Source organism: Marisediminicola sp. LYQ85 (genome assembly GCF_046600695.1).
GTDB lineage: Bacteria > Actinomycetota > Actinomycetes > Actinomycetales > Microbacteriaceae > Marisediminicola.
In genome coordinates this window covers 534,206-550,416 of sequence record NZ_JBKIWO010000002.1, presented here as the reverse complement: position 1 = coordinate 550,416, position 16,211 = coordinate 534,206, and the positions used below count along the sequence as shown (strand labels likewise).

Genomic DNA, 16,211 nt, shown 5'->3' with positions numbered 1-16,211 from the left:
CGAGAGAACGCAATTTCCGCGAGGGTACGCCGGATCCGGCATACCCTCGCGGAAATTGCGTTCTGTGGGCGGGGCGTGGGGTACCGTTACTGATAACGAAACTCATTTCGATCAGTTGACGTCTTAGGAAGTCCCCCATGCGCTCACGCCTTGCCACCTCGACCCTCCTTATCAGCGGAGTGTCCATCGCCGCGCTCACCCTCGCGGGATGCGCCCCCGCCGCCGACCCGTCGGGGAGTGACGATGCGCGACTGCAGATCGTGACCTCGACCGACGTGTACGGCGACATCGCCGCGGTCGTCGCGGGGGACCTCGCCGATGTCACGCCCATCATCTCGGGGGCGGCTCAAGACCCCCACAGCTACGAGGCGACCGCGAGGGACCAGCTCGCGCTGAGTCGAGCCGACGTCGTGATCGAGAACGGCGGCGGATACGACCCCTTCATCGACACGATGCTCTCGGCGTCGGGTTCCGACGATGTCGTCGTGCTCAACGCGAGCGAACTCTCCGGGCTCATCGACGGTGACGAGCATGCGGATGAGGATCACGCGGATGACGAGCATGCCGAGGACGACCATGACCACGCGGACGACGACCACGCGGACGACGACCACGGGGACGACGACCACACCGACGACGACCACGACGGCCACGCCCACATCGAGGGTTTCAACGAGCACGTCTGGTACAGCTTCGGTGCCGTCGACGAGCTCGCCCACGAGCTCGCCCACGAGCTCGGCGAGCTCGACGAGGCCAACGCCGAGACGTTCGAGTCGAACTACGACGATTTCGCTGCCGAGCTCGAGACCCTTGAGACCCGGGCCACTGACGCCCAGGCCGGTGTCGACGGCGCGGGTGCGGCGATCACCGAGCCGGTTCCCGTCTACCTCCTCGAGGCCATGGGGTTCGTGAACCGCACCCCCGACGCTTTCTCCGAGGCGATCGAGGAGGGAACGGATGTCTCCCCCGCCGTGCTCAGCGACACCCTGGGTCTGTTCGACGACGGTTCGGTCGCGATCCTCGCCTACAACGATCAGACGGCGGGGCCCGAGACCGAGCAGGTGCGCGACGCCGCTGAGGATGCCGGCGTGCCGGTCGTGTCGCTGACCGAGACCCTGCCCGACGGCGAGTCCTATCTCACCTGGATGTCGTCGAACATCGACGAGATCTCGGCGGCGATCGACTAGTCGGCGCCCGCGGGTGCCGCCGCGGGCTGGCACCGCGGGCACCACCACGTGCGTCGCTGTTCGGGGTCGCCCGCCACCTCGCCGCGCACCGAGACGGCGGTGCCGCACCGCAGGCACGGCCGGCCGGCGCGGCCGACGACCCAGTGCCGCTCGCCGCGGCGGGTGATCCCGGTCGTGGTCTGGAACATGCCCGGAACGGTCACCGAGGCGCGCAGTGCGCGCGATGCGGTGCTGACGAGCGCCGCGACGTCGATGTCGCCGACACGCCTCCACGGGTCGAGTCCGCGGAGGAAGCACACCTCGTTGACCCAGAGGTTGCCGAGCCCGGCGAGGTTGCGCTGGTCGAGGAGGGCCGCGTTGACCGAGCGGCCCGGGGCGGTCGCGATGCGACGCACCGCGTCATCCGCGTTCCAGTCGGCCCGCAGCGGGTCGGGCCCGAGGTGGCCGATGACCGTGGCTTCGTCTGCCGTGCGCACGAGGTCGACGACGGGGAGGTCGATCCCCCACGCCGTGTGGCCTTCGTTCGTCTGCATGCGCACGCGCACGTCGTGCAGCAGGCGGCGCGGAATGCGGCGCCCCGGCGCGGTGATCGTCCACGACCCCTGCATGCGCAAGTGCGTGTGCAGTGTCATCCCGCTGTCGAAGCGGGTGAGGAGGTGTTTGCCGTGGGTGTCGTGGCCGGTGATCGTCCACCCCGCAAGCGACGTGCCCGCCGCGTCGCCGGATCGGGTTTCTCCCTCGACAATGAGCCGCGCGTCGAGGGCGGGCCGCAGCCGCTCCGCGAGGCGATAGACGCTGTCTCCTTCGGGCACGACGGCAGCCTACGAGTCGCCGCTGTCAGGCAAAGCCGTCATAATGAGAATCACAATCACCATGCCTCCGCGGGCGGACCCGAGCTGCGGATGTCTGCAGTCCCATCCCGATCGGAGACCTCGAGTGACCTCGTCGCGCGACGCATCCGTTCTGAGCCTCCGCAACGCGACCCTCTCGTTCGGCGACCGGCCGCTGTGGCGCAACCTGAACCTCGAGCTCGAGCGGGGCGAGTTCCTCGCCGTGCTCGGTCCGAACGGCACGGGCAAGACGAGCCTGCTCAAGACGATTCTCGGGCAGCAGCCGCTCACGTCGGGCACCGTCGAGCTCCTCGGCCAGAAGGTGACCAGGGGCAGCCGCGACATCGGCTACATCCCGCAGCAGAAGCTGCTCGAGCATGGCACTCCTCTGCGCGCCCGCGATCTCGTCGCGTTCGGCATCGACGGCCACCGCTGGGGGCTCCCGGTGCGATCCGCGGCCGTGCGACAGCGCGTCGATGCCGTGCTCGCGTCGGTCGGGGCGAGCGACTACGCCGATTCGCCGGTCGCGACGCTGTCGGGCGGCGAGCAGCAGCGCATCCGCGTCGGCCAGGCGATCGCGGGCGACCCGCGCATCCTGCTGTGCGACGAGCCCCTGCTCTCTCTCGACCTGCACCACCAGCGTGCCGTGAGCGATCTCATCGACGAGAAGCGCCGCGAGCTCGACACCGCGGTGGTCTTCGTCACGCACGACGTGAACCCGATCCTCGGCATGGTCGACCGCGTGCTCTATCTCGCGGGCGGGCAGTTCCGCATCGGCACGCCCGACGAGGTGCTGCGCTCCGAGGTGCTCTCCTACATGTACGACACTCCCGTCGAGGTCATCCGCAGTCGGGGCCGCATCATCGTCATCGGTGCACCCGACGGCTACGGGGCCCACGACCACGACGTGCACCACGTCGAGCACCACGGTGGGGGCGGGCACTGATGACCGAGGTGTGGTCGACGCTCTTCAGCTTCGAGAATTACGGCGAGTTGCTCGTGCTTGTGCAGAACTCGCTCTACGCCGGGGCCCTGCTCGGCATCGTCGGGGGCCTCATCGGGGTTTTCGTCATGCAGCGCGACCTGCAGTTCGCGGTTCACGGCATCAGCGAGCTGTCGTTCGCCGGCGCTGCCGCGGCGCTTCTCCTCGGCGCGAACGTCGTGCTCGGGTCGACGATCGGGTCGCTCATCGCGGCACTCCTGATCGGAGCCCTCGGGGTGCGCGCGCGGGAACGCAACTCGATCGTCGCCGTGCTCATGCCTTTCGGCCTGGGCCTCGGCATCCTCTTTCTCGCGCTCTATCCGGGCCGCAGCGCCAACCAGTTCGGGTTGCTCACGGGGCAGATCGTGTCGGTCGACAACGAGCACCTCGGGTTGCTCGTGGCGCTGTCGGTCGTCGTCATCGTCGGCCTCGCGATCATGTGGCGGCCGCTGAGCTTCGCCAGTGTCGACGCGGATGTCGCGCGCGCACGTGGCCTCCCGGTCACGGCGATCTCGGTCGTGTTCATGGTCTTGCTCGGGCTCGCCGTGGCGGTGTCGATCCAGATCGTCGGGGCGCTTCTCGTGCTCGCCCTGCTCGTGACGCCCGCTGCGGCCGCGATGCGCGTGACGGCTTCACCGTTCCTCACGCCGCTCTTGAGTGTCGTGTTCGCGGTCGTCTCGATGGTCGGAGGCACGATGCTCTCGCTCGCGGGTTCCCTGCCCATCAGCCCCTTCGTCACGACGATCTCGTTCGCGATCTACGTCGTGTGCCGACTCGTCGGCCCTCGCGGCGGGCGCCGCAAGACCACCGGGGTCACAGCTCGCGCGGCATAAACTGGCGACGGAAAGGGTGAGATCGTGGTCGTGAAGAGAAACACCTGGCAGCGTGAAGCGGTGCGTGAGGCACTCGGCGGCAACGATGGTTTCGTGAGTGCGCAATCGCTCCACTCGAAGCTCCGCGACACAGGGTCGCCCATCGGGCTCGCGACCGTCTATCGCGCGCTCTCCGACCTCGCCGTCGAGGGGGAAGCAGATTCACTGCAGTCCGATCAGGGCGAGGCGCTCTACCGGGCGTGCACCCCCGGTCAGCACCACCACCACCTCATCTGCCGCAACTGCGGACTCACCGTCGAGATCGAGGCGCACGCCGTCGAAGCGTGGGCGCACGAGGTCGCGACCGAGAACGGGTTCACGCAACCGAGCCACGTGGTCGACGTCTTCGGCTTGTGTCGAGCGTGCTCGGCGGCGGCCGCGGCGTCCTGAGCCGCACAGCGGGATGAGTGCCCCGGCCTGACCCCCGGGATTGCAGGCATCCGGAGTTGTCTCCGGGGCGTCGAACCGATAGTGTTGCCGGTTGGCGAGCGGGTTCTCCGCTCTCCCTGTGTGCAGATCCCCGGATTATTCGTTTTCCCGGGTCGTGCACGCCGACAAGAAACCTTGGGTAGGCCTCGCAGATTCGTCTGCGTCCTACGGTAGAACAGGAGAAGACCATGGCAGCAACCTGCCAAGTGACCGGCGCCATTCCCGGCTTCGGACACAACATCTCGCACTCGCACCGTCGCACGAAGCGTCGCTTCGATCCGAACGTGCAGAAGAAGACCTACTACGTGCCGTCGCTTCGCCGCAACGTCACACTCACGCTGAGCGCCAAGGGCATCAAGGTCATCGACGCTCGCGGCATCGAGACCGTGGTCAAGGATCTCCTTGCCCGTGGGGAGAAGATCTAATGGCTAAGCAGCAAGACGTCCGCCCGATCATCAAGCTCCGCTCGACGGCCGGCACCGGATACACCTACGTGACGAAAAAGAACCGTCGCAACGACCCCGACCGCCTCGTGCTCAAGAAGTACGACCCCATTGTGCGCAAGCACGTCGAATTCCGCGAGGAGCGCTAAGCATGGCTAAGAAGAGCAAGATTGCCAAGAACGAGCAGCGCAAGGTCATCGTCGCGCGCTACGCCACCAAGCGTCTCGAACTCAAGAAGGCCCTCGTCGACCCGACGTCGACCGACGCGCAGCGCGAGGAGGCCCGCCTGGGTCTGCAGAAGCTCCCCCGCGACGCTTCGCCCGTGCGCGTTCGCGGCCGCGACGCCATCGACGGACGCCCCCGAGGCAACCTGCGCCAGTTCGGCATCTCACGAGTTCGTTTCCGTGACATGGCGCACCGGGGCGAATTGCCCGGAATCACGAAGTCCAGCTGGTAAATTACAGGCGGTTCTGCGGGTTTCTCGCAGGATGAACTGGAAACCAGTCACTCGACTGTTCTGACCGAGCAGACCTGTACTGCAACACAACGTCCGAGGAGGACACCTAATGGCTGACAAGTCACTGAACCGCACCGAGCTCGTCGCAGCTGTAGCCGCTGAGTCTGGCCAGAGCCAGGCCACCGTCAACGGCGTGCTCGACGCACTGTTCTCCACCCTCGCGACCTCGGTCGGCGAAGGCACCAAGGTCTCGATCCCGGGATGGCTCGCCGTCGAGCGCACGCACCGTGCCGCTCGTGCCGGCCGCAACCCCTCGACGGGTGAGGCGATCCAGATCGCTGCAGGCTACGGAGTCAAGGTCAGCGCCGGTAGCAAGCTCAAGGCTGCTGCCAAGTAATTTCGGTTACCCGCGTTTCCGACAGGGGACGGCACCCGCGAGGGAGCCGTCCCCTGTCGCGTCGATGGCGCCCTTCCCGACCGGCGCCCAGCCGCTCTCGCCTAGGCTTATCCGGTGCCGAGGTCCGTTCGAATAGCCGCCCCGGCGGCCCTTCTCGTTGTGGCCGTCGTGTGTCTTCTCGTCGCCCTCCAGGTCGGCGGCGGGGCGAGGCCCCCGCAGTTCGCCGACCCCGGCCCTGTCGTGCGCTACGGGTTGCCGATCGCCAAGATGCTCGTCAACATCGGTGCCGCAGCGACGATCGGGTCTCTCGTGCTCGCGTGCTTCGTGTTCAGCAGGCAGCGCCCCGAGTTCGACCGCGTGCTCGATTTCGCCGCCGCGGGTGCCGCGTTCTGGGCGGTCGCCTCCGCGACGACGGGGTTCTTCACCTTCCTCAATCTCTACCTCCAGCCGCTCTCGCTCGAGCCCCAGTTCGGTGAGTTGCTCGGCCAGTTCGTGACCCAGGTCGAGCTCGGGCAGTGGTGGCTCGCGACGACCCTCGTCGCGGCGACCACGACGGTGCTGTGTTTCGCGGTGCGCAACCAGACCCTCCTCCTGTTCGTCACCGCGTTCGCCGTCGTCGGCCTCATTCCGCTCGCGCTGCAGGGGCACTCGGCGGGGGCGTCCGGTCACGACGCCGCGATCTCGTCGCTCGGACTCCACCTCGTTTTCGCGTCGATCTGGCTCGGGGGGCTGCTCGCGATCATCGCGGTGCGCTCGACGCTCGACACCGAGCGCATCGGCGTCATCGTGGGGCGGTACTCGAGCTTCGCCCTCGTGAGCTTCATCGTCGTGGCGGTCTCCGGCTACGTGAACGCGGCGCTGCGCGTCGGCTCGTTCGACGGTCTCGTGCGGCCCTACGGCATCCTCGTTCTCGTCAAGGTCGTGGCCCTCATCACCCTCGGCATCTTCGGGGCAGTGCAACGCCGTTTTCTCATCGGGCGGATGCAGCGGGCCGACGGGTCGCGCACGGCGGCGTTCTCGTGGCTCATCGTGGCCGAACTCGCGTTCATGGGTGTGGCATCGGGCGTCGCCGCGGCTCTCGCGCGCACCGACCCCCTCGTTCCGCAGGTGGAGGTCACGACGACCCCGTCGTACATCCTCACGGGTGAGCCGCTGCCTCCCGAGCTCACTCTCGCACGCTACTTCACCGAGTGGCGGCTCGACGTGATCTGGGTTCTCGCGATCGGGTTCCTCGCGTTCTTCTACCTCGCAGCCGTCGTGCGTCTGCGCCGGAGGGGCGACTCCTGGCCCGTGCACCGCACCATCCTGTGGATGCTCGGGCTCACGATGCTCTTCTACGTGACCAACGGCGGGGTCAACGCCTACGAGAAGTACCTCTTCAGCGCGCACATGCTCGCACACATGATGCTCGGCATGATGATCCCGGTGCTGCTCGTGCCCGCGGCGCCGGTGACTCTCGCGCTCCGCGCCATCCGCAAGCGATCCGACGGCAGTCGGGGTCCGCGCGAGTGGCTCATGCTCGGTGTGCACTCGAAGATCGCCGGTGTGCTCGCCAACCCCATCGTCACGGCCGTGATCTTCACGGGTTCGCTGTGGGCGTTCTACTACTCTCCGGCCTTCCGCTGGGCGACCGAGGATCACATCGGACACCAGCTCATGATCGTGCACTTCCTCATCTCGGGTTACCTCTTCGTGCAGTCGATCATCGGGGTCGACCCGGTGCCGTATCGGGCCCCGTATCCGCTGCGGCTTCTCCTCCTGCTCGGAACGATGGCGTTCCACGCCTTCTTCGGGCTCTCCCTCATGCAGGGCACCGGCCTCCTGCTCGCCGACTGGTACGGCGCGATGGGGCGGGACTGGGGCCTCTCCGCTCTCGCCGACCAACAGGCGGGCGGCGGCATCGCGTGGAGCATCGGCGAGATTCCGACGATCGCTCTCGCCATCATCGTGTCGTTCATGTGGTTCCGCAGCGATACGAAGGATGCCACGAGACTCGACCGCAAGGCGGACCGCGACGGTGACGCCGACCTCACCGAATACAACGACATGCTCGCGGGGCTCGGCGAGCGTCGCTGATCGCAGGCACCGGTGCGGGGACGGCCGCACGGCCGCTCGCCCGAGGCCACGACCTCGCGGTCACTGCGGCAGGATCGAGATCTCGTTGTCGTCGGTGAACGTGATGAGGTAGCTCACGGTGAAGTCGACGGGCTCGTCGAAGCGCGACAGGGTTCCGTCGAAGAGTGACTGCACGTCGACCGCGAGGCGCGCGGTGCCCGGTGTGCGCGGAACCTGCCAGGTGCCCGCAGTCGGGCCCGGCGCGATCGATACGGCGGGGTAGGCCTCGATCGACCACTCGGGGGTGCCGTCGAGGCGATTGGCGATGGGCTGGCCGAACGGGCAACCGGTGGGTTGGAGCACCGTCTGGGTCGCGCACTCATCCAGGAGCGAGTCGAGCTCGGTCTGCAGCAGGTCGATGAAGTCGTTGTTCGCTCGCGCGGTGACCGTCGCCTCGACGACCGACGCCGGTTCGACCACGAGGATCGTCTCCGGCTCGGCCACGAGGTAGGTCGATTCGTGGCCGAGGGCGAACGACCCGGGGGTGAGCACGAGCGCAGACACCGGTTCGCCTGCGCCGCTGTCGCTGATGATGACGGTGCCGTTCGCGTCGAATCGGGCGTCGTTGCGCGGCAGGATGTCGAGCACGCTCACGGGGCTTGTCGTGAACGACCACTCGGTGAAGAGGCCGAACCTCGTGCCCTCGAAGGTGACCTCGAACACGGTGCTGCTTTCGGTGCCGTCGATCGTGTAGTCGGCGATCACGCGATGGGTGCCATCGGGCCTCACGGTGTCGGAACGGATGCGGTGGTCCCGCAATTCGCCGAGAGCCCCGGGAGCGAGGAGCGTGCGCAAGTGGTCGCCCTCGGGGAGGTCGACGCCGGGTGTTTCGAGGGCGGAGTCGACGTCGCGTCGTTCGAGCGCCGCGAGGTAGCCGCTCACGAACCCCGAGGAGCTGTAGACGGTCGAGTTGAGGGCCACGATCGTCGAGACGAAGCCGATGGCGAGCAGCACGAGGGCGACGGTCCACACGGCGAGACGATTGACCCGGAGGGGCGGACGCTCCTCCCCAGTCGCGTCGATCATGGGGCAATCCTAAGCGCCGCCGATCGCGAGGCTGTCTCCCCACATCGCCACGTCGGCCGTGCGGTGGCACGGGTCGCGGTAGATTAGTCGACGGATATCGGCGACTCGCTCGGGTCGCGTCAGCGGGGGAGGCCGGATGATCGACTCCGCGGGTTTCTCGCTCTCCGACGAGCAACAGGCGCTCTACGACGCCATCGAGACCACGCGCGAGCACATCTTCGTGACGGGGCGCGCGGGAACGGGTAAGTCCACTCTGCTCAACCACCTCTCGTGGAACACCTCGAAACAGCTCGTCATCTGCGCGCCCACCGGTGTCGCGGCGCTCAATGTCGGCGGCCAGACCATCCATTCGCTCTTCCGCTTGCCGATCGGCGTGATCGCCGACCACGAGATCGAGCAGACGGCCGACGTGCGCAAACTGCTCAACACCATCGAGACGCTCGTGATCGACGAGGTGTCCATGGTCAACGCCGACCTCCTCGATGCGATCGACCGCGCGCTGCGCCAAGCGCGCCAGCGCCCGTTCGAGGCGTTCGGGGGAGTGCAAGTGGTGCTCTTCGGTGATCCGTATCAGCTCGCCCCCGTTCCGGGCGACGCCGACGAGCGCGCCTACTTCACCGATCAGTACCGCTCGATGTGGTTCTTCGACGCCAAGGTGTGGAACGACGCCGACCTGCGCATCTACGAGCTGAGCGTCATCCACCGCCAGCACGAAGAAGAGTTCAAAGACATGCTCAACGCGGTGAGGCACGGAGTGGTGACGGCCGAGATCGCGCAGAGACTCAACGAGACGGGAGCGAGGCCGGCGCCGACGGATGGCGCGATCACCCTCGCGACGCGCAACGACACCGTCAACTCGATCAACGCGCGATCGCTCGCCGCCCTCCCCGGGCGCACGCTCACGGCGCGCGCGTCGATCACGGGCGACTTCGGCGGTCGAGCCTTCCCTGCCGATGACGCCCTCGAGCTGAAAGTCGGCGCGCGCGTGATGTTTCTGCGCAACGATGCCGACCAACGCTGGGTCAACGGTTCGGTCGGCACGGTCACGCGCATCACGTCGACGGTGTTCGTCGAGATCGACGGCACCGAACACGAGGTGCAGCCCGCGGTGTGGGAGAAGTTCAAGTACTCCTACTCGCCCGTGACGAAAGAGCTCAAGCGCGACATCGTCGCGGAGTTCCAGCAGTTTCCGCTGCGTCTCGCGTGGGCCGTGACCATCCACAAGTCGCAGGGCAAGACCTACGACCGCGCGATCGTCGACCTCGGCCAGCGGTCGTTCGCGCCGGGACAGACCTACGTCGCCCTGAGCCGCATCACCGAACTCGACGGGCTCTACCTCTCCCGCGACCTGCGGCCCTCCGACATCATCGTCGACGACGACGTGCGCAGGTTCATGGAGAAGGCGCAAGCGATTCCGGCGATCCGCGCCTGACGCGGTGCTCGCCATCGCCGGCGTTCGTCAGGTTCTGGCGCCGAGTATGCAGAACTCGTTGCCTTCCGGGTCTGCCAGCACGGTCCAGGTTTGATCCCCCTGGCCGATGTCGACCGTGCGTGCGCCGAGAGTGAGCATGCGTTCTACTTCGGCGGCCCGATCGTCCGGGCGGAAATCGAGGTGCAAGCGGTTCTTTGTCGTTTTCTGCTCTGTGACCGGCACGAAGATCAGCCCCGGGAGGGTCTCCTTCGACGGCCGGATCTCGACTTCGACGTCCGATTGGGAGATCACCTCCCACCCCAGAGCGTTCGCCCACCAGAACCCGAGCTCGCGGGGGTGTGACGAATCGACGACGACCTGTTCCCATTCGAGACTCATGCACCCACCCTAGGTAGCTCCTATCCGGCGATGGTCGAATAGGGACGGGTGCTGTCTGATCGAGTGCAGCAGAAATGGGATCGCATCATGACGGATGTGGATTGGGCTGCAGGAGCGTGGACGAACGAACCGGCGCAGGTCGACCGCGACGGCTCGGCTCTTCGGGTCACGGCGCAGGAAGGCAGCGACGCCTGGCGAACGACTTCCTACGGTTTCGTGCACGCCTCGGAGCACGCACTTCTGACAGATTTCGCTCAGGATTCGGCGATGGAGGTCACGTTCCGGCTCGATTTCACCGATCAGTTCGATCAGGCCGGGTTGTTCGTGCGGGTCGACGACGCGACGTGGACGAAAGCGGGGGTGGAGTTCAGTGACGGCGTCGAGAGCCTCGGCGCGGTCGTCACGCGGGGGATGTCGGACTGCTCGCTGTCACCCGTGCCGGAGTGGGGTGGCCGAGATGTCGTCATCCGCGGAAGTCGATCGGAAAACGCGTTGACCATCCGCGCGCGAGTCGACGACGAGGCGTGGCGACTCGTGCGAGAGGGGTGACGACGAAGGGCCAGGACGCCGCGAGATCGTATGCGCAGGGCGTTGCCGTAGCCCGTCGTGCGCGTCCGTTAAGGTCGAGAGGTGAGCGACTCCCGCGGCCGCACCGGCCTCGACCAGACTGGCCGGAACCTCGACCGAAACCCGGATGTCATCGTGCGCGACGTCGAGGTCACCTCCGACGGGTGGCACGTGCTCCGCCGCACGACGTTCGACGTGCGGGGCCGCGACGGTCAGTGGTCGACCCAGCAGCGGGAGACCTACGACCGCGGCAACGGTGCGACGATCCTGCTCTACGACGCGGCTCGCGGCACGGTGCTTCTGACCAGGCAGTTCCGATTTCCCGCGTATGTGAACGACCACCCCGACGGCATGCTCGTCGAAGCCGCTGCGGGCCTCCTCGACGAAGACGACCCGGAGACGGCGATCCGTCGGGAGGCGCGCGAAGAACTCGGTGTGGAGGTGGGCCAACTGACCCACGTCTTCGACGCCTACATGAGCCCCGGCTCGGTCACCGAGCGCATCCACTTCTACGCGGCAAGCTACACCCCCGGCGATCGGACGAGCGCGGGCGGGGGTGTCGCCGACGAGGGTGAAGACATCGAGATTCTCGAGCTTCCGTTCGACGTCGCGCTCGACATGATCGACGACGGACGCATCGCCGACGGCAAGACCATCATGCTGCTGCAGTGGGCTGCGATTCGCGGGATTCTCGCTACGCCACCTGGTTGAGCACGAAGGCCATGGTCGCGATGTTCAGCATGAAGTGGATGACGAACGCCCAGAAGAATCCTTTGGTCTCCTGGATGGATTTCGCCAGCACGAACCCGAGAAATATCGACATGAGCGCGCCGACGATGCCGTTCGGTGTGACGCCCCAGTAGTGGCTCACGCCGAACACGATCGACCCCATCGCGAGACCGTAGGCGCGAGAGCTTGTGGAGTTGGCGCCCATGGTGACGTAGGAGAGCCGGAAGATCACCTCCTCGGTGAACGCGTTCATGGCGGCGAAGGGAATGACCAGTGCGACGTACGCCCACTGGAAGGAGAACCCGGTCGGGAGGAACTGGAAGAAGCTCGTGAGCCCGATGGTCGCTGCCATCAGGAGCCCGATGATCCACGCGTCGGTCTCCCATCTGCCGCTGCTCGACCGCCCGAAGAGAGGCTTCATCGGTCCGGTTCGCTTCAGGGTGAAGTAGCTCAAACGGATCTTTCGGGCGAACACGAATGTGACGAGCAAGGCCAAGCCGGCCACAGGCAGAGCGCTGAGCTGATAGTTCAGGGTCTGGTTCACGATCGGGCTGTCGAACGGAGCCAACCGGACCATCGGGTTCGCGTACACCACAGACAGCAGTGCCCCGATGAGGATCATGAGCACCGAGAACACGGTCAGTTGCACCACTCGCACGCCTCGATCGGTTTCGCCTCGCGCTGCGCTCATGCTTACCCTCCCTTCCTCTCGGTAGTACGAGCGTACTAGAATTTGGACATGCGTACGAATAGCGCCGAAGAGGCAGTCGAGCGAGGCACGGTCGGTGGTCGTGCCCGGCGCGATCAGATCGAGCGGTCGGCCGCGGAAGTTCTTGCGGATGTCGGCTACGCCGCCGCGACGGTCGCGCGCATCGCAGAACACGCCGGGGTCAGCAAAGGCGTGATCACCTATCACTTCGCGAGCAAAGACGAGATTCTGCGGCGGGTGGCGCTCCGCCTGTTCGAGGAGTGCGAAGCGCACATCGCTGCACACACGTCTGAAGCGTCGACTCCGGCCGAGCGTCTCCGCGCCGGCATTCATGCGGAGCTCGACTTCTTCGCCGGGCGCCGTGTCGAGTTCCGCGCGATGGCGGAAGTCATGGCCAACCATCGCGATGCCGACTTCGCCCGCGCATTCGACACTGTCTCGACGGCCGAAACAGACGCCCTCACTCGACTGCTGAACGAGGGTCAGGCCGCGGGCGAGTTTCGGGCGTTCGACGCCCGCGAAGTCGCCCACCTGATCTCCGCGGCCAAGAACGGGGTGCTCGACCGGTGGGCAGAAGACGACTCCGTCGACCTGACGATCGCGTCAGCGACGATGCTCGACTTCGTCGAACGGGCTGTGTCGGCCCCGTAGCCTTCACGCCGCGTCGCCCGCCCGACCGCGTCGCAGCGATACGGAGCGACACCACCCGGAAGCGACGTCCGTCAGGCTGCCTGGAGTTTCGCTTCGGCGAGACTCGAGAGCACCGAGGTGCTCAAGCGGTAGGCGACACTCACCTCGTCGATCACCCGTTCGCGCTCGGCATCCGTCCAGTCGACGGCATCGAGTTGCTCGCGATAGGTCGACTTGAACGCCCGGGGTTCGGCGATCTGGTCGAAGAGGTAGAAACCGACACCGTTCGTGTCGAATCCGAAACGTCGCTGCAGGAGCGAGCGGATGAATCGGCCGCCCGACAGATCGCCGAGGTAGCGCGTGTAGTGGTGCGCGATGAACCCGCCCGTCCACTCGCCGGCGACGGAGCGGATGCGATCGACGTAGGCCGCGGTCGACGGGAGCGGAGCGATGCGCTCGCACCAATCGTCGCCGATGAGAAAACGCAGGTCTTCGGTGATCGCCGGGAGGCGTGTGAGGTGCGGGGTGATGAAGGGGGCCGCTTCCGGCCGCGCGGCCATCGACTCGGTGACGGCTTCGAGGGCCTCGTAGATGAAGTAGTGCTGCGCGACGAGCGCGATGTAGTCGTCGCGCGTGCCCTCGCCCGTGAGGAGCCCGGTCATGAAGGCGACGCCCGCTGAGTCGCCGCAATCGGTGCAGCGCTCGGCGAGCACACGCGACAGGGGAGTGACAGCGCGCATCCGGTCTCTCCGATCCTCGGCAGGTTAGGTGACCCTAAGTATAGGGAGCACCGGCCCGAGAACACCAGAACCCGCGTGCGATCTCTCGGACGGTTACTCGTGCGACCCGTCGTGCCCCGGCCGCACCAGGTCGTCGATCGACACGGCGTCTTCGACGTCGTTCGGGGTCACGGCCGACCCGTCGTGCGAGCCGTGCGGCTGCGCGTAGCGCCCAGCCTCTGTCGCCGCGAGAGCGGGTGTCGTGAGGGCGCCCACGACGACGGCACCCGCGGTGAGGGCGACGAGGTAGCGCACCGGGTGGGTCGTGGAGACGCTCGGAGTCGCTAGTGCGAGCGCAGGTGCCGACGGTGCCTCTCGGGTGTCGGTCGTGTGCTCGGCGACGCGCTCGGCGGGTCGGAGGGCCGAACTGAGGATGGCGACGGCAACGAGTTCGAAGAGGGTCGCGACAGCCATCGGCAGAACGGGGAGGGCGGAGGCGAGCCCCGAGACGTCGAAGATCGTGGCCGTCACGACGATGACGCTCCACCCGAGCACGGGCACGAGGGCGACGACGCGCGCGATGCGCGGCGCCACGAGATCATCACGGGCGAGCGTGACGATCGCCCACGCGAACTCGGCCGCGCCGAGGGCGCCGAGGAGGATGCCGAGGGGGAGCGGCAGCCCGACGACGAGCGCGAGGTGGATGAGCCCGGTTCCGAGCGCGGCGAATGCGAGCCACGTGCGAGTGATCTGCGACACGATCGGCTTCCCCCTCTCCACGAGCCGGTCGATCAGGCCGCGCGGGGCGACGACGCCTTGTCCGCACCGATTCCGACGGCGAGGAGCACGGCGGCACTCGCGAAGTGCAACACGTTGTCGGCCGCGTTGATGGCGAGCACGTTGGCCGCGGTGCCGATGAGGAAGAGGCCCGCGATGCCGAGGAGCAGGTAGGCCGCGCCGACGAAGATGTTGACACCCTTCGCGGCACGAACCCCGGAGACCCCGCCGATGGTGAGAGCGGCGCCGATGAGGATGTGCGCGACGTTGTGGAAGATGTTGACCTCGAAGATGCCGAGGAGGAGCCCGCCCTCGGTCGAGAAGAAACTCGGCACGTCGCCCGTCGCGGTGAAGCCGAGCAGACCGATGAGCAGGTAGACGACGCCGAAGACGGTAGCGAGGAGACGGTTAGGCGATTTGGTCATGACGGACTCCAATGACGAAGGCGAGCTGTGGACACCCATTTCACCGCGAACGCGCCCGCGTGGGCTACCCGTTGACTCAGCGAATCGTCAGTGTATGGTCACCGTCGCCGGCCGAGTGCGCCGTCAACGGTAGCGTGCCTCATCCCGTGGCGGACCGAACACGTGAAGACCCATGTCGTCGGAGAGCTTCTCGCACGCGAGCACGCCGCGAACACTGTTGCCCTCACCATCGAGTGGGGGGCTGTAGACGCCGAGCCCCAATTGCCACGGCACGGAGGCGACGAGACCTCCCGCGACACCCGACTTGGCCGGCAGTCCGACGCGGCGCATCCATCGTCCGGAGCCGTCGTACATTCCGCACGTGGCCATGATGCTCAGCACGATCGGCACGACCTCCCGCGGCACGACCTGCTCGCCCGTCACGGGGTTGCGCCCACCGAACGCGAGCGTGGCTCCCATCGTCGCGAGCACCTCGGCGGTGACGACGATCGAGCACGCTCGCGCGTAGACCGACACGGCGTCGTCGACCTCGATGTCGAGCGTTCCGCGGGAGCGCATGAGGTAGCCGAGGGCGCGATTGCGGTCACCGAGGAGCTGCTCCGAACGGCTCACGTTCTCGTCGACGGTCAGCTCGCGCCCCGCGAAGGCGCTGATGCCCGAGAGGATGCGCGCGAACCGCTCGTCGGGCGTCGACCCGTCGACGAGGTTGGCGGTGAGCAGGGCGCCCGCGTTGACCATGGGGTTCGGGGGTCGGCCCGTTTCGCTTTCGAGCACGATGGCGTCGAACGCCTCGCCCGTCGGCTCCGTGCCGACGGCGTCGAGAACCCGCTCACGGTCGTCGACGAGGGCGAGGGCGTAGACGAACGGCTTGACCGCCGACTGCACCGAGAACTCGAGGTCGGCATCGGGGGTCGTGCGCGTGTCGCCGTCGTCGTCGACGATCGCGATGCCGCAGACATCCGCGCTCGCGGCGGCGAGTTCGGGGATGCTGTCGTCGATCGTGCCGCTCGACTCCCGCAGCATCTGCTGCCGCAAGCCGTGCAGGTCGTAGCGTTCGGCGTGCTCTTCGGCTGTGGGGGTCATGGCGCCAGTCAACCATCCGGGCGG

At 67.1% G+C, this 16,211-nt stretch carries 21 protein-coding genes; 13 read left to right on the top strand and 8 right to left on the bottom strand.

What is annotated here, in order from left to right; all coding sequences use genetic code 11:
- The first annotated feature begins 137 nt into the window (after nucleotides 1-137).
- Nucleotides 138-1,187 carry a metal ABC transporter solute-binding protein, Zn/Mn family gene (locus ACLHG5_RS10975; RefSeq protein ID WP_411318841.1) on the top strand — a complete coding sequence of 350 codons (1,050 nt, stop codon included), beginning with the start codon at nucleotides 138-140 and terminating at the stop codon, nucleotides 1,185-1,187.
- Here ACLHG5_RS10975 and ACLHG5_RS10970 read toward each other — a convergent pair.
- Complete coding sequence (locus ACLHG5_RS10970; protein WP_411318839.1) at nucleotides 1,184-1,999, bottom strand: DNA-formamidopyrimidine glycosylase family protein; 816 nt, start codon at nucleotides 1,997-1,999, stop codon at nucleotides 1,184-1,186. The two genes, ACLHG5_RS10975 and ACLHG5_RS10970, sit on opposite strands and share 4 nt — an antisense overlap.
- Nucleotides 2,000-2,150: 151 nt before the next feature.
- On the opposite strand from ACLHG5_RS10970, the gene ACLHG5_RS10965 reads away from it, so the two are divergent.
- From ACLHG5_RS10965 to ACLHG5_RS10930, 8 genes are all read left to right on the top strand, one after another.
- Entirely contained in the window at nucleotides 2,151-2,963 is an 813-nt protein-coding gene (locus ACLHG5_RS10965) for a metal ABC transporter ATP-binding protein (protein WP_411318997.1), read from the top strand.
- Entirely contained in the window at nucleotides 2,963-3,832 is an 870-nt protein-coding gene (locus tag ACLHG5_RS10960; protein ID WP_411318837.1) for a metal ABC transporter permease, read from the top strand. Before ACLHG5_RS10965 ends, ACLHG5_RS10960 begins: the two co-directional genes overlap by 1 nt.
- A gap of 30 nt (nucleotides 3,833-3,862) precedes the next feature.
- Nucleotides 3,863-4,261: a Fur family transcriptional regulator gene (locus ACLHG5_RS10955; protein ID WP_411318996.1), complete on the top strand. Its 399-nt coding sequence runs from the start codon at nucleotides 3,863-3,865 to the stop codon at nucleotides 4,259-4,261.
- Between the two features lie 227 nt (nucleotides 4,262-4,488).
- The gene (gene rpmB, locus ACLHG5_RS10950) at nucleotides 4,489-4,725 is read left to right on the top strand and encodes a 50S ribosomal protein L28 (protein WP_411316672.1); all 237 of its coding nucleotides are present in this window, start codon (nucleotides 4,489-4,491) and stop codon (nucleotides 4,723-4,725) included.
- The gene (gene rpmG / locus ACLHG5_RS10945) at nucleotides 4,725-4,892 is read left to right on the top strand and encodes a 50S ribosomal protein L33 (RefSeq protein WP_022901381.1); all 168 of its coding nucleotides are present in this window, start codon (nucleotides 4,725-4,727) and stop codon (nucleotides 4,890-4,892) included. Before rpmB ends, rpmG begins: the two co-directional genes overlap by 1 nt.
- 2 nt (nucleotides 4,893-4,894) lie before the next feature.
- On the top strand, nucleotides 4,895-5,200 hold the full coding sequence (rpsN, locus tag ACLHG5_RS10940; protein ID WP_411316673.1) for a 30S ribosomal protein S14: 306 nt from the start codon (nucleotides 4,895-4,897) through the stop codon (nucleotides 5,198-5,200).
- A gap of 109 nt (nucleotides 5,201-5,309) precedes the next feature.
- Complete coding sequence (locus ACLHG5_RS10935; protein ID WP_411316674.1) at nucleotides 5,310-5,597, top strand: HU family DNA-binding protein; 288 nt, start codon at nucleotides 5,310-5,312, stop codon at nucleotides 5,595-5,597.
- Nucleotides 5,598-5,711: 114 nt separating this feature from the next.
- Entirely contained in the window at nucleotides 5,712-7,673 is a 1,962-nt protein-coding gene (locus ACLHG5_RS10930) for a cytochrome c oxidase assembly protein (protein WP_411316675.1), read from the top strand.
- A gap of 60 nt (nucleotides 7,674-7,733) precedes the next feature.
- Here the strand turns inward: ACLHG5_RS10930 and ACLHG5_RS10925 are convergent, their stop codons facing one another.
- A complete protein-coding gene (locus ACLHG5_RS10925; RefSeq protein WP_411316676.1) occupies nucleotides 7,734-8,738 on the bottom strand; it encodes a hypothetical protein in 1,005 nt (334 codons plus the stop codon).
- Nucleotides 8,739-8,874: 136 nt separating this feature from the next.
- Here ACLHG5_RS10925 and ACLHG5_RS10920 point away from each other — a divergent pair, with 136 nt between their 5' ends.
- Nucleotides 8,875-10,170 carry an ATP-dependent RecD-like DNA helicase gene (locus tag ACLHG5_RS10920; protein WP_411318835.1) on the top strand — a complete coding sequence of 432 codons (1,296 nt, stop codon included), beginning with the start codon at nucleotides 8,875-8,877 and terminating at the stop codon, nucleotides 10,168-10,170.
- A 27-nt stretch (nucleotides 10,171-10,197) separates the two neighbouring features.
- Here ACLHG5_RS10920 and ACLHG5_RS10915 read toward each other — a convergent pair whose 3' ends face one another.
- Entirely contained in the window at nucleotides 10,198-10,548 is a 351-nt protein-coding gene (locus ACLHG5_RS10915) for a VOC family protein (protein ID WP_411318834.1), read from the bottom strand.
- Nucleotides 10,549-10,635: 87 nt separating this feature from the next.
- Here ACLHG5_RS10915 and ACLHG5_RS10910 point away from each other — a divergent pair, with 87 nt between their 5' ends.
- Both ACLHG5_RS10910 and ACLHG5_RS10905 read left to right on the top strand, forming a co-directional pair.
- On the top strand, nucleotides 10,636-11,097 hold the full coding sequence (locus tag ACLHG5_RS10910; protein ID WP_411318832.1) for a DUF1349 domain-containing protein: 462 nt from the start codon (nucleotides 10,636-10,638) through the stop codon (nucleotides 11,095-11,097).
- An 81-nt stretch (nucleotides 11,098-11,178) separates the two neighbouring features.
- Nucleotides 11,179-11,826 (top strand): NUDIX domain-containing protein, encoded by a 648-nt coding sequence (locus tag ACLHG5_RS10905; RefSeq protein WP_411318831.1) that lies wholly within the window; start codon nucleotides 11,179-11,181, stop codon nucleotides 11,824-11,826.
- Here the strand turns inward: ACLHG5_RS10905 and ACLHG5_RS10900 are convergent.
- Complete coding sequence (locus ACLHG5_RS10900) at nucleotides 11,810-12,535, bottom strand: CPBP family intramembrane glutamic endopeptidase (protein WP_411318830.1); 726 nt, start codon at nucleotides 12,533-12,535, stop codon at nucleotides 11,810-11,812. The genes ACLHG5_RS10905 and ACLHG5_RS10900 overlap by 17 nt on opposite strands.
- A 48-nt stretch (nucleotides 12,536-12,583) precedes the next feature.
- Between ACLHG5_RS10900 and ACLHG5_RS10895 the strand changes: the two genes are divergently transcribed.
- Entirely contained in the window at nucleotides 12,584-13,204 is a 621-nt protein-coding gene (locus ACLHG5_RS10895) for a TetR/AcrR family transcriptional regulator (protein WP_411318828.1), read from the top strand.
- Nucleotides 13,205-13,275: 71 nt separating this feature from the next.
- On the opposite strand, the gene ACLHG5_RS10890 is transcribed toward ACLHG5_RS10895, so the two are convergent.
- From ACLHG5_RS10890 to glsA, 4 genes are all read right to left on the bottom strand, one after another.
- On the bottom strand, nucleotides 13,276-13,923 hold the full coding sequence (locus tag ACLHG5_RS10890; protein ID WP_411318826.1) for a heme oxygenase (biliverdin-producing): 648 nt from the start codon (nucleotides 13,921-13,923) through the stop codon (nucleotides 13,276-13,278).
- Nucleotides 13,924-14,016: 93 nt separating this feature from the next.
- Nucleotides 14,017-14,661 carry a hypothetical protein gene (locus ACLHG5_RS10885; protein ID WP_411318825.1) on the bottom strand — a complete coding sequence of 215 codons (645 nt, stop codon included), beginning with the start codon at nucleotides 14,659-14,661 and terminating at the stop codon, nucleotides 14,017-14,019.
- Between the two features lie 32 nt (nucleotides 14,662-14,693).
- Nucleotides 14,694-15,104: a DUF4383 domain-containing protein gene (locus tag ACLHG5_RS10880; RefSeq protein ID WP_411316685.1), complete on the bottom strand. Its 411-nt coding sequence runs from the start codon at nucleotides 15,102-15,104 to the stop codon at nucleotides 14,694-14,696.
- Nucleotides 15,105-15,227: 123 nt separating this feature from the next.
- Nucleotides 15,228-16,187 carry a glutaminase A gene (glsA, locus tag ACLHG5_RS10875; protein ID WP_411318824.1) on the bottom strand — a complete coding sequence of 320 codons (960 nt, stop codon included), beginning with the start codon at nucleotides 16,185-16,187 and terminating at the stop codon, nucleotides 15,228-15,230.
- Between the last annotated feature and the right edge of the window lie 24 nt (nucleotides 16,188-16,211).

Bases quoted from the DNA above. Each gene is read 5' to 3' on its own strand.
- ACLHG5_RS10895 (WP_411318828.1), top strand. From the start codon at position 12,584: ATGCGTACGAATAGCGCCGAAGAGGCAGTCGAGCGAGGCACGGTCGGT.
- ACLHG5_RS10890 (WP_411318826.1), bottom strand. From the start codon at position 13,923: ATGCGCGCTGTCACTCCCCTGTCGCGTGTGCTCGCCGAGCGCTGCACC.
- ACLHG5_RS10935 (WP_411316674.1), top strand. From the start codon at position 5,310: ATGGCTGACAAGTCACTGAACCGCACCGAGCTCGTCGCAGCTGTAGCC.
- glsA (WP_411318824.1), bottom strand. From the start codon at position 16,187: ATGACCCCCACAGCCGAAGAGCACGCCGAACGCTACGACCTGCACGGC.
- ACLHG5_RS10910 (WP_411318832.1), top strand. From the start codon at position 10,636: ATGACGGATGTGGATTGGGCTGCAGGAGCGTGGACGAACGAACCGGCG.
- ACLHG5_RS10925 (WP_411316676.1), bottom strand. From the start codon at position 8,738: ATGATCGACGCGACTGGGGAGGAGCGTCCGCCCCTCCGGGTCAATCGT.
- rpsN (WP_411316673.1), top strand. From the start codon at position 4,895: ATGGCTAAGAAGAGCAAGATTGCCAAGAACGAGCAGCGCAAGGTCATC.
- ACLHG5_RS10880 (WP_411316685.1), bottom strand. From the start codon at position 15,104: ATGACCAAATCGCCTAACCGTCTCCTCGCTACCGTCTTCGGCGTCGTC.
- ACLHG5_RS10975 (WP_411318841.1), top strand. From the start codon at position 138: ATGCGCTCACGCCTTGCCACCTCGACCCTCCTTATCAGCGGAGTGTCC.
- ACLHG5_RS10900 (WP_411318830.1), bottom strand. From the start codon at position 12,535: ATGAGCGCAGCGCGAGGCGAAACCGATCGAGGCGTGCGAGTGGTGCAA.
- rpmG (WP_022901381.1), top strand. From the start codon at position 4,725: ATGGCTAAGCAGCAAGACGTCCGCCCGATCATCAAGCTCCGCTCGACG.
- ACLHG5_RS10960 (WP_411318837.1), top strand. From the start codon at position 2,963: ATGACCGAGGTGTGGTCGACGCTCTTCAGCTTCGAGAATTACGGCGAG.
- ACLHG5_RS10920 (WP_411318835.1), top strand. From the start codon at position 8,875: ATGATCGACTCCGCGGGTTTCTCGCTCTCCGACGAGCAACAGGCGCTC.
- rpmB (WP_411316672.1), top strand. From the start codon at position 4,489: ATGGCAGCAACCTGCCAAGTGACCGGCGCCATTCCCGGCTTCGGACAC.
- ACLHG5_RS10915 (WP_411318834.1), bottom strand. From the start codon at position 10,548: ATGAGTCTCGAATGGGAACAGGTCGTCGTCGATTCGTCACACCCCCGC.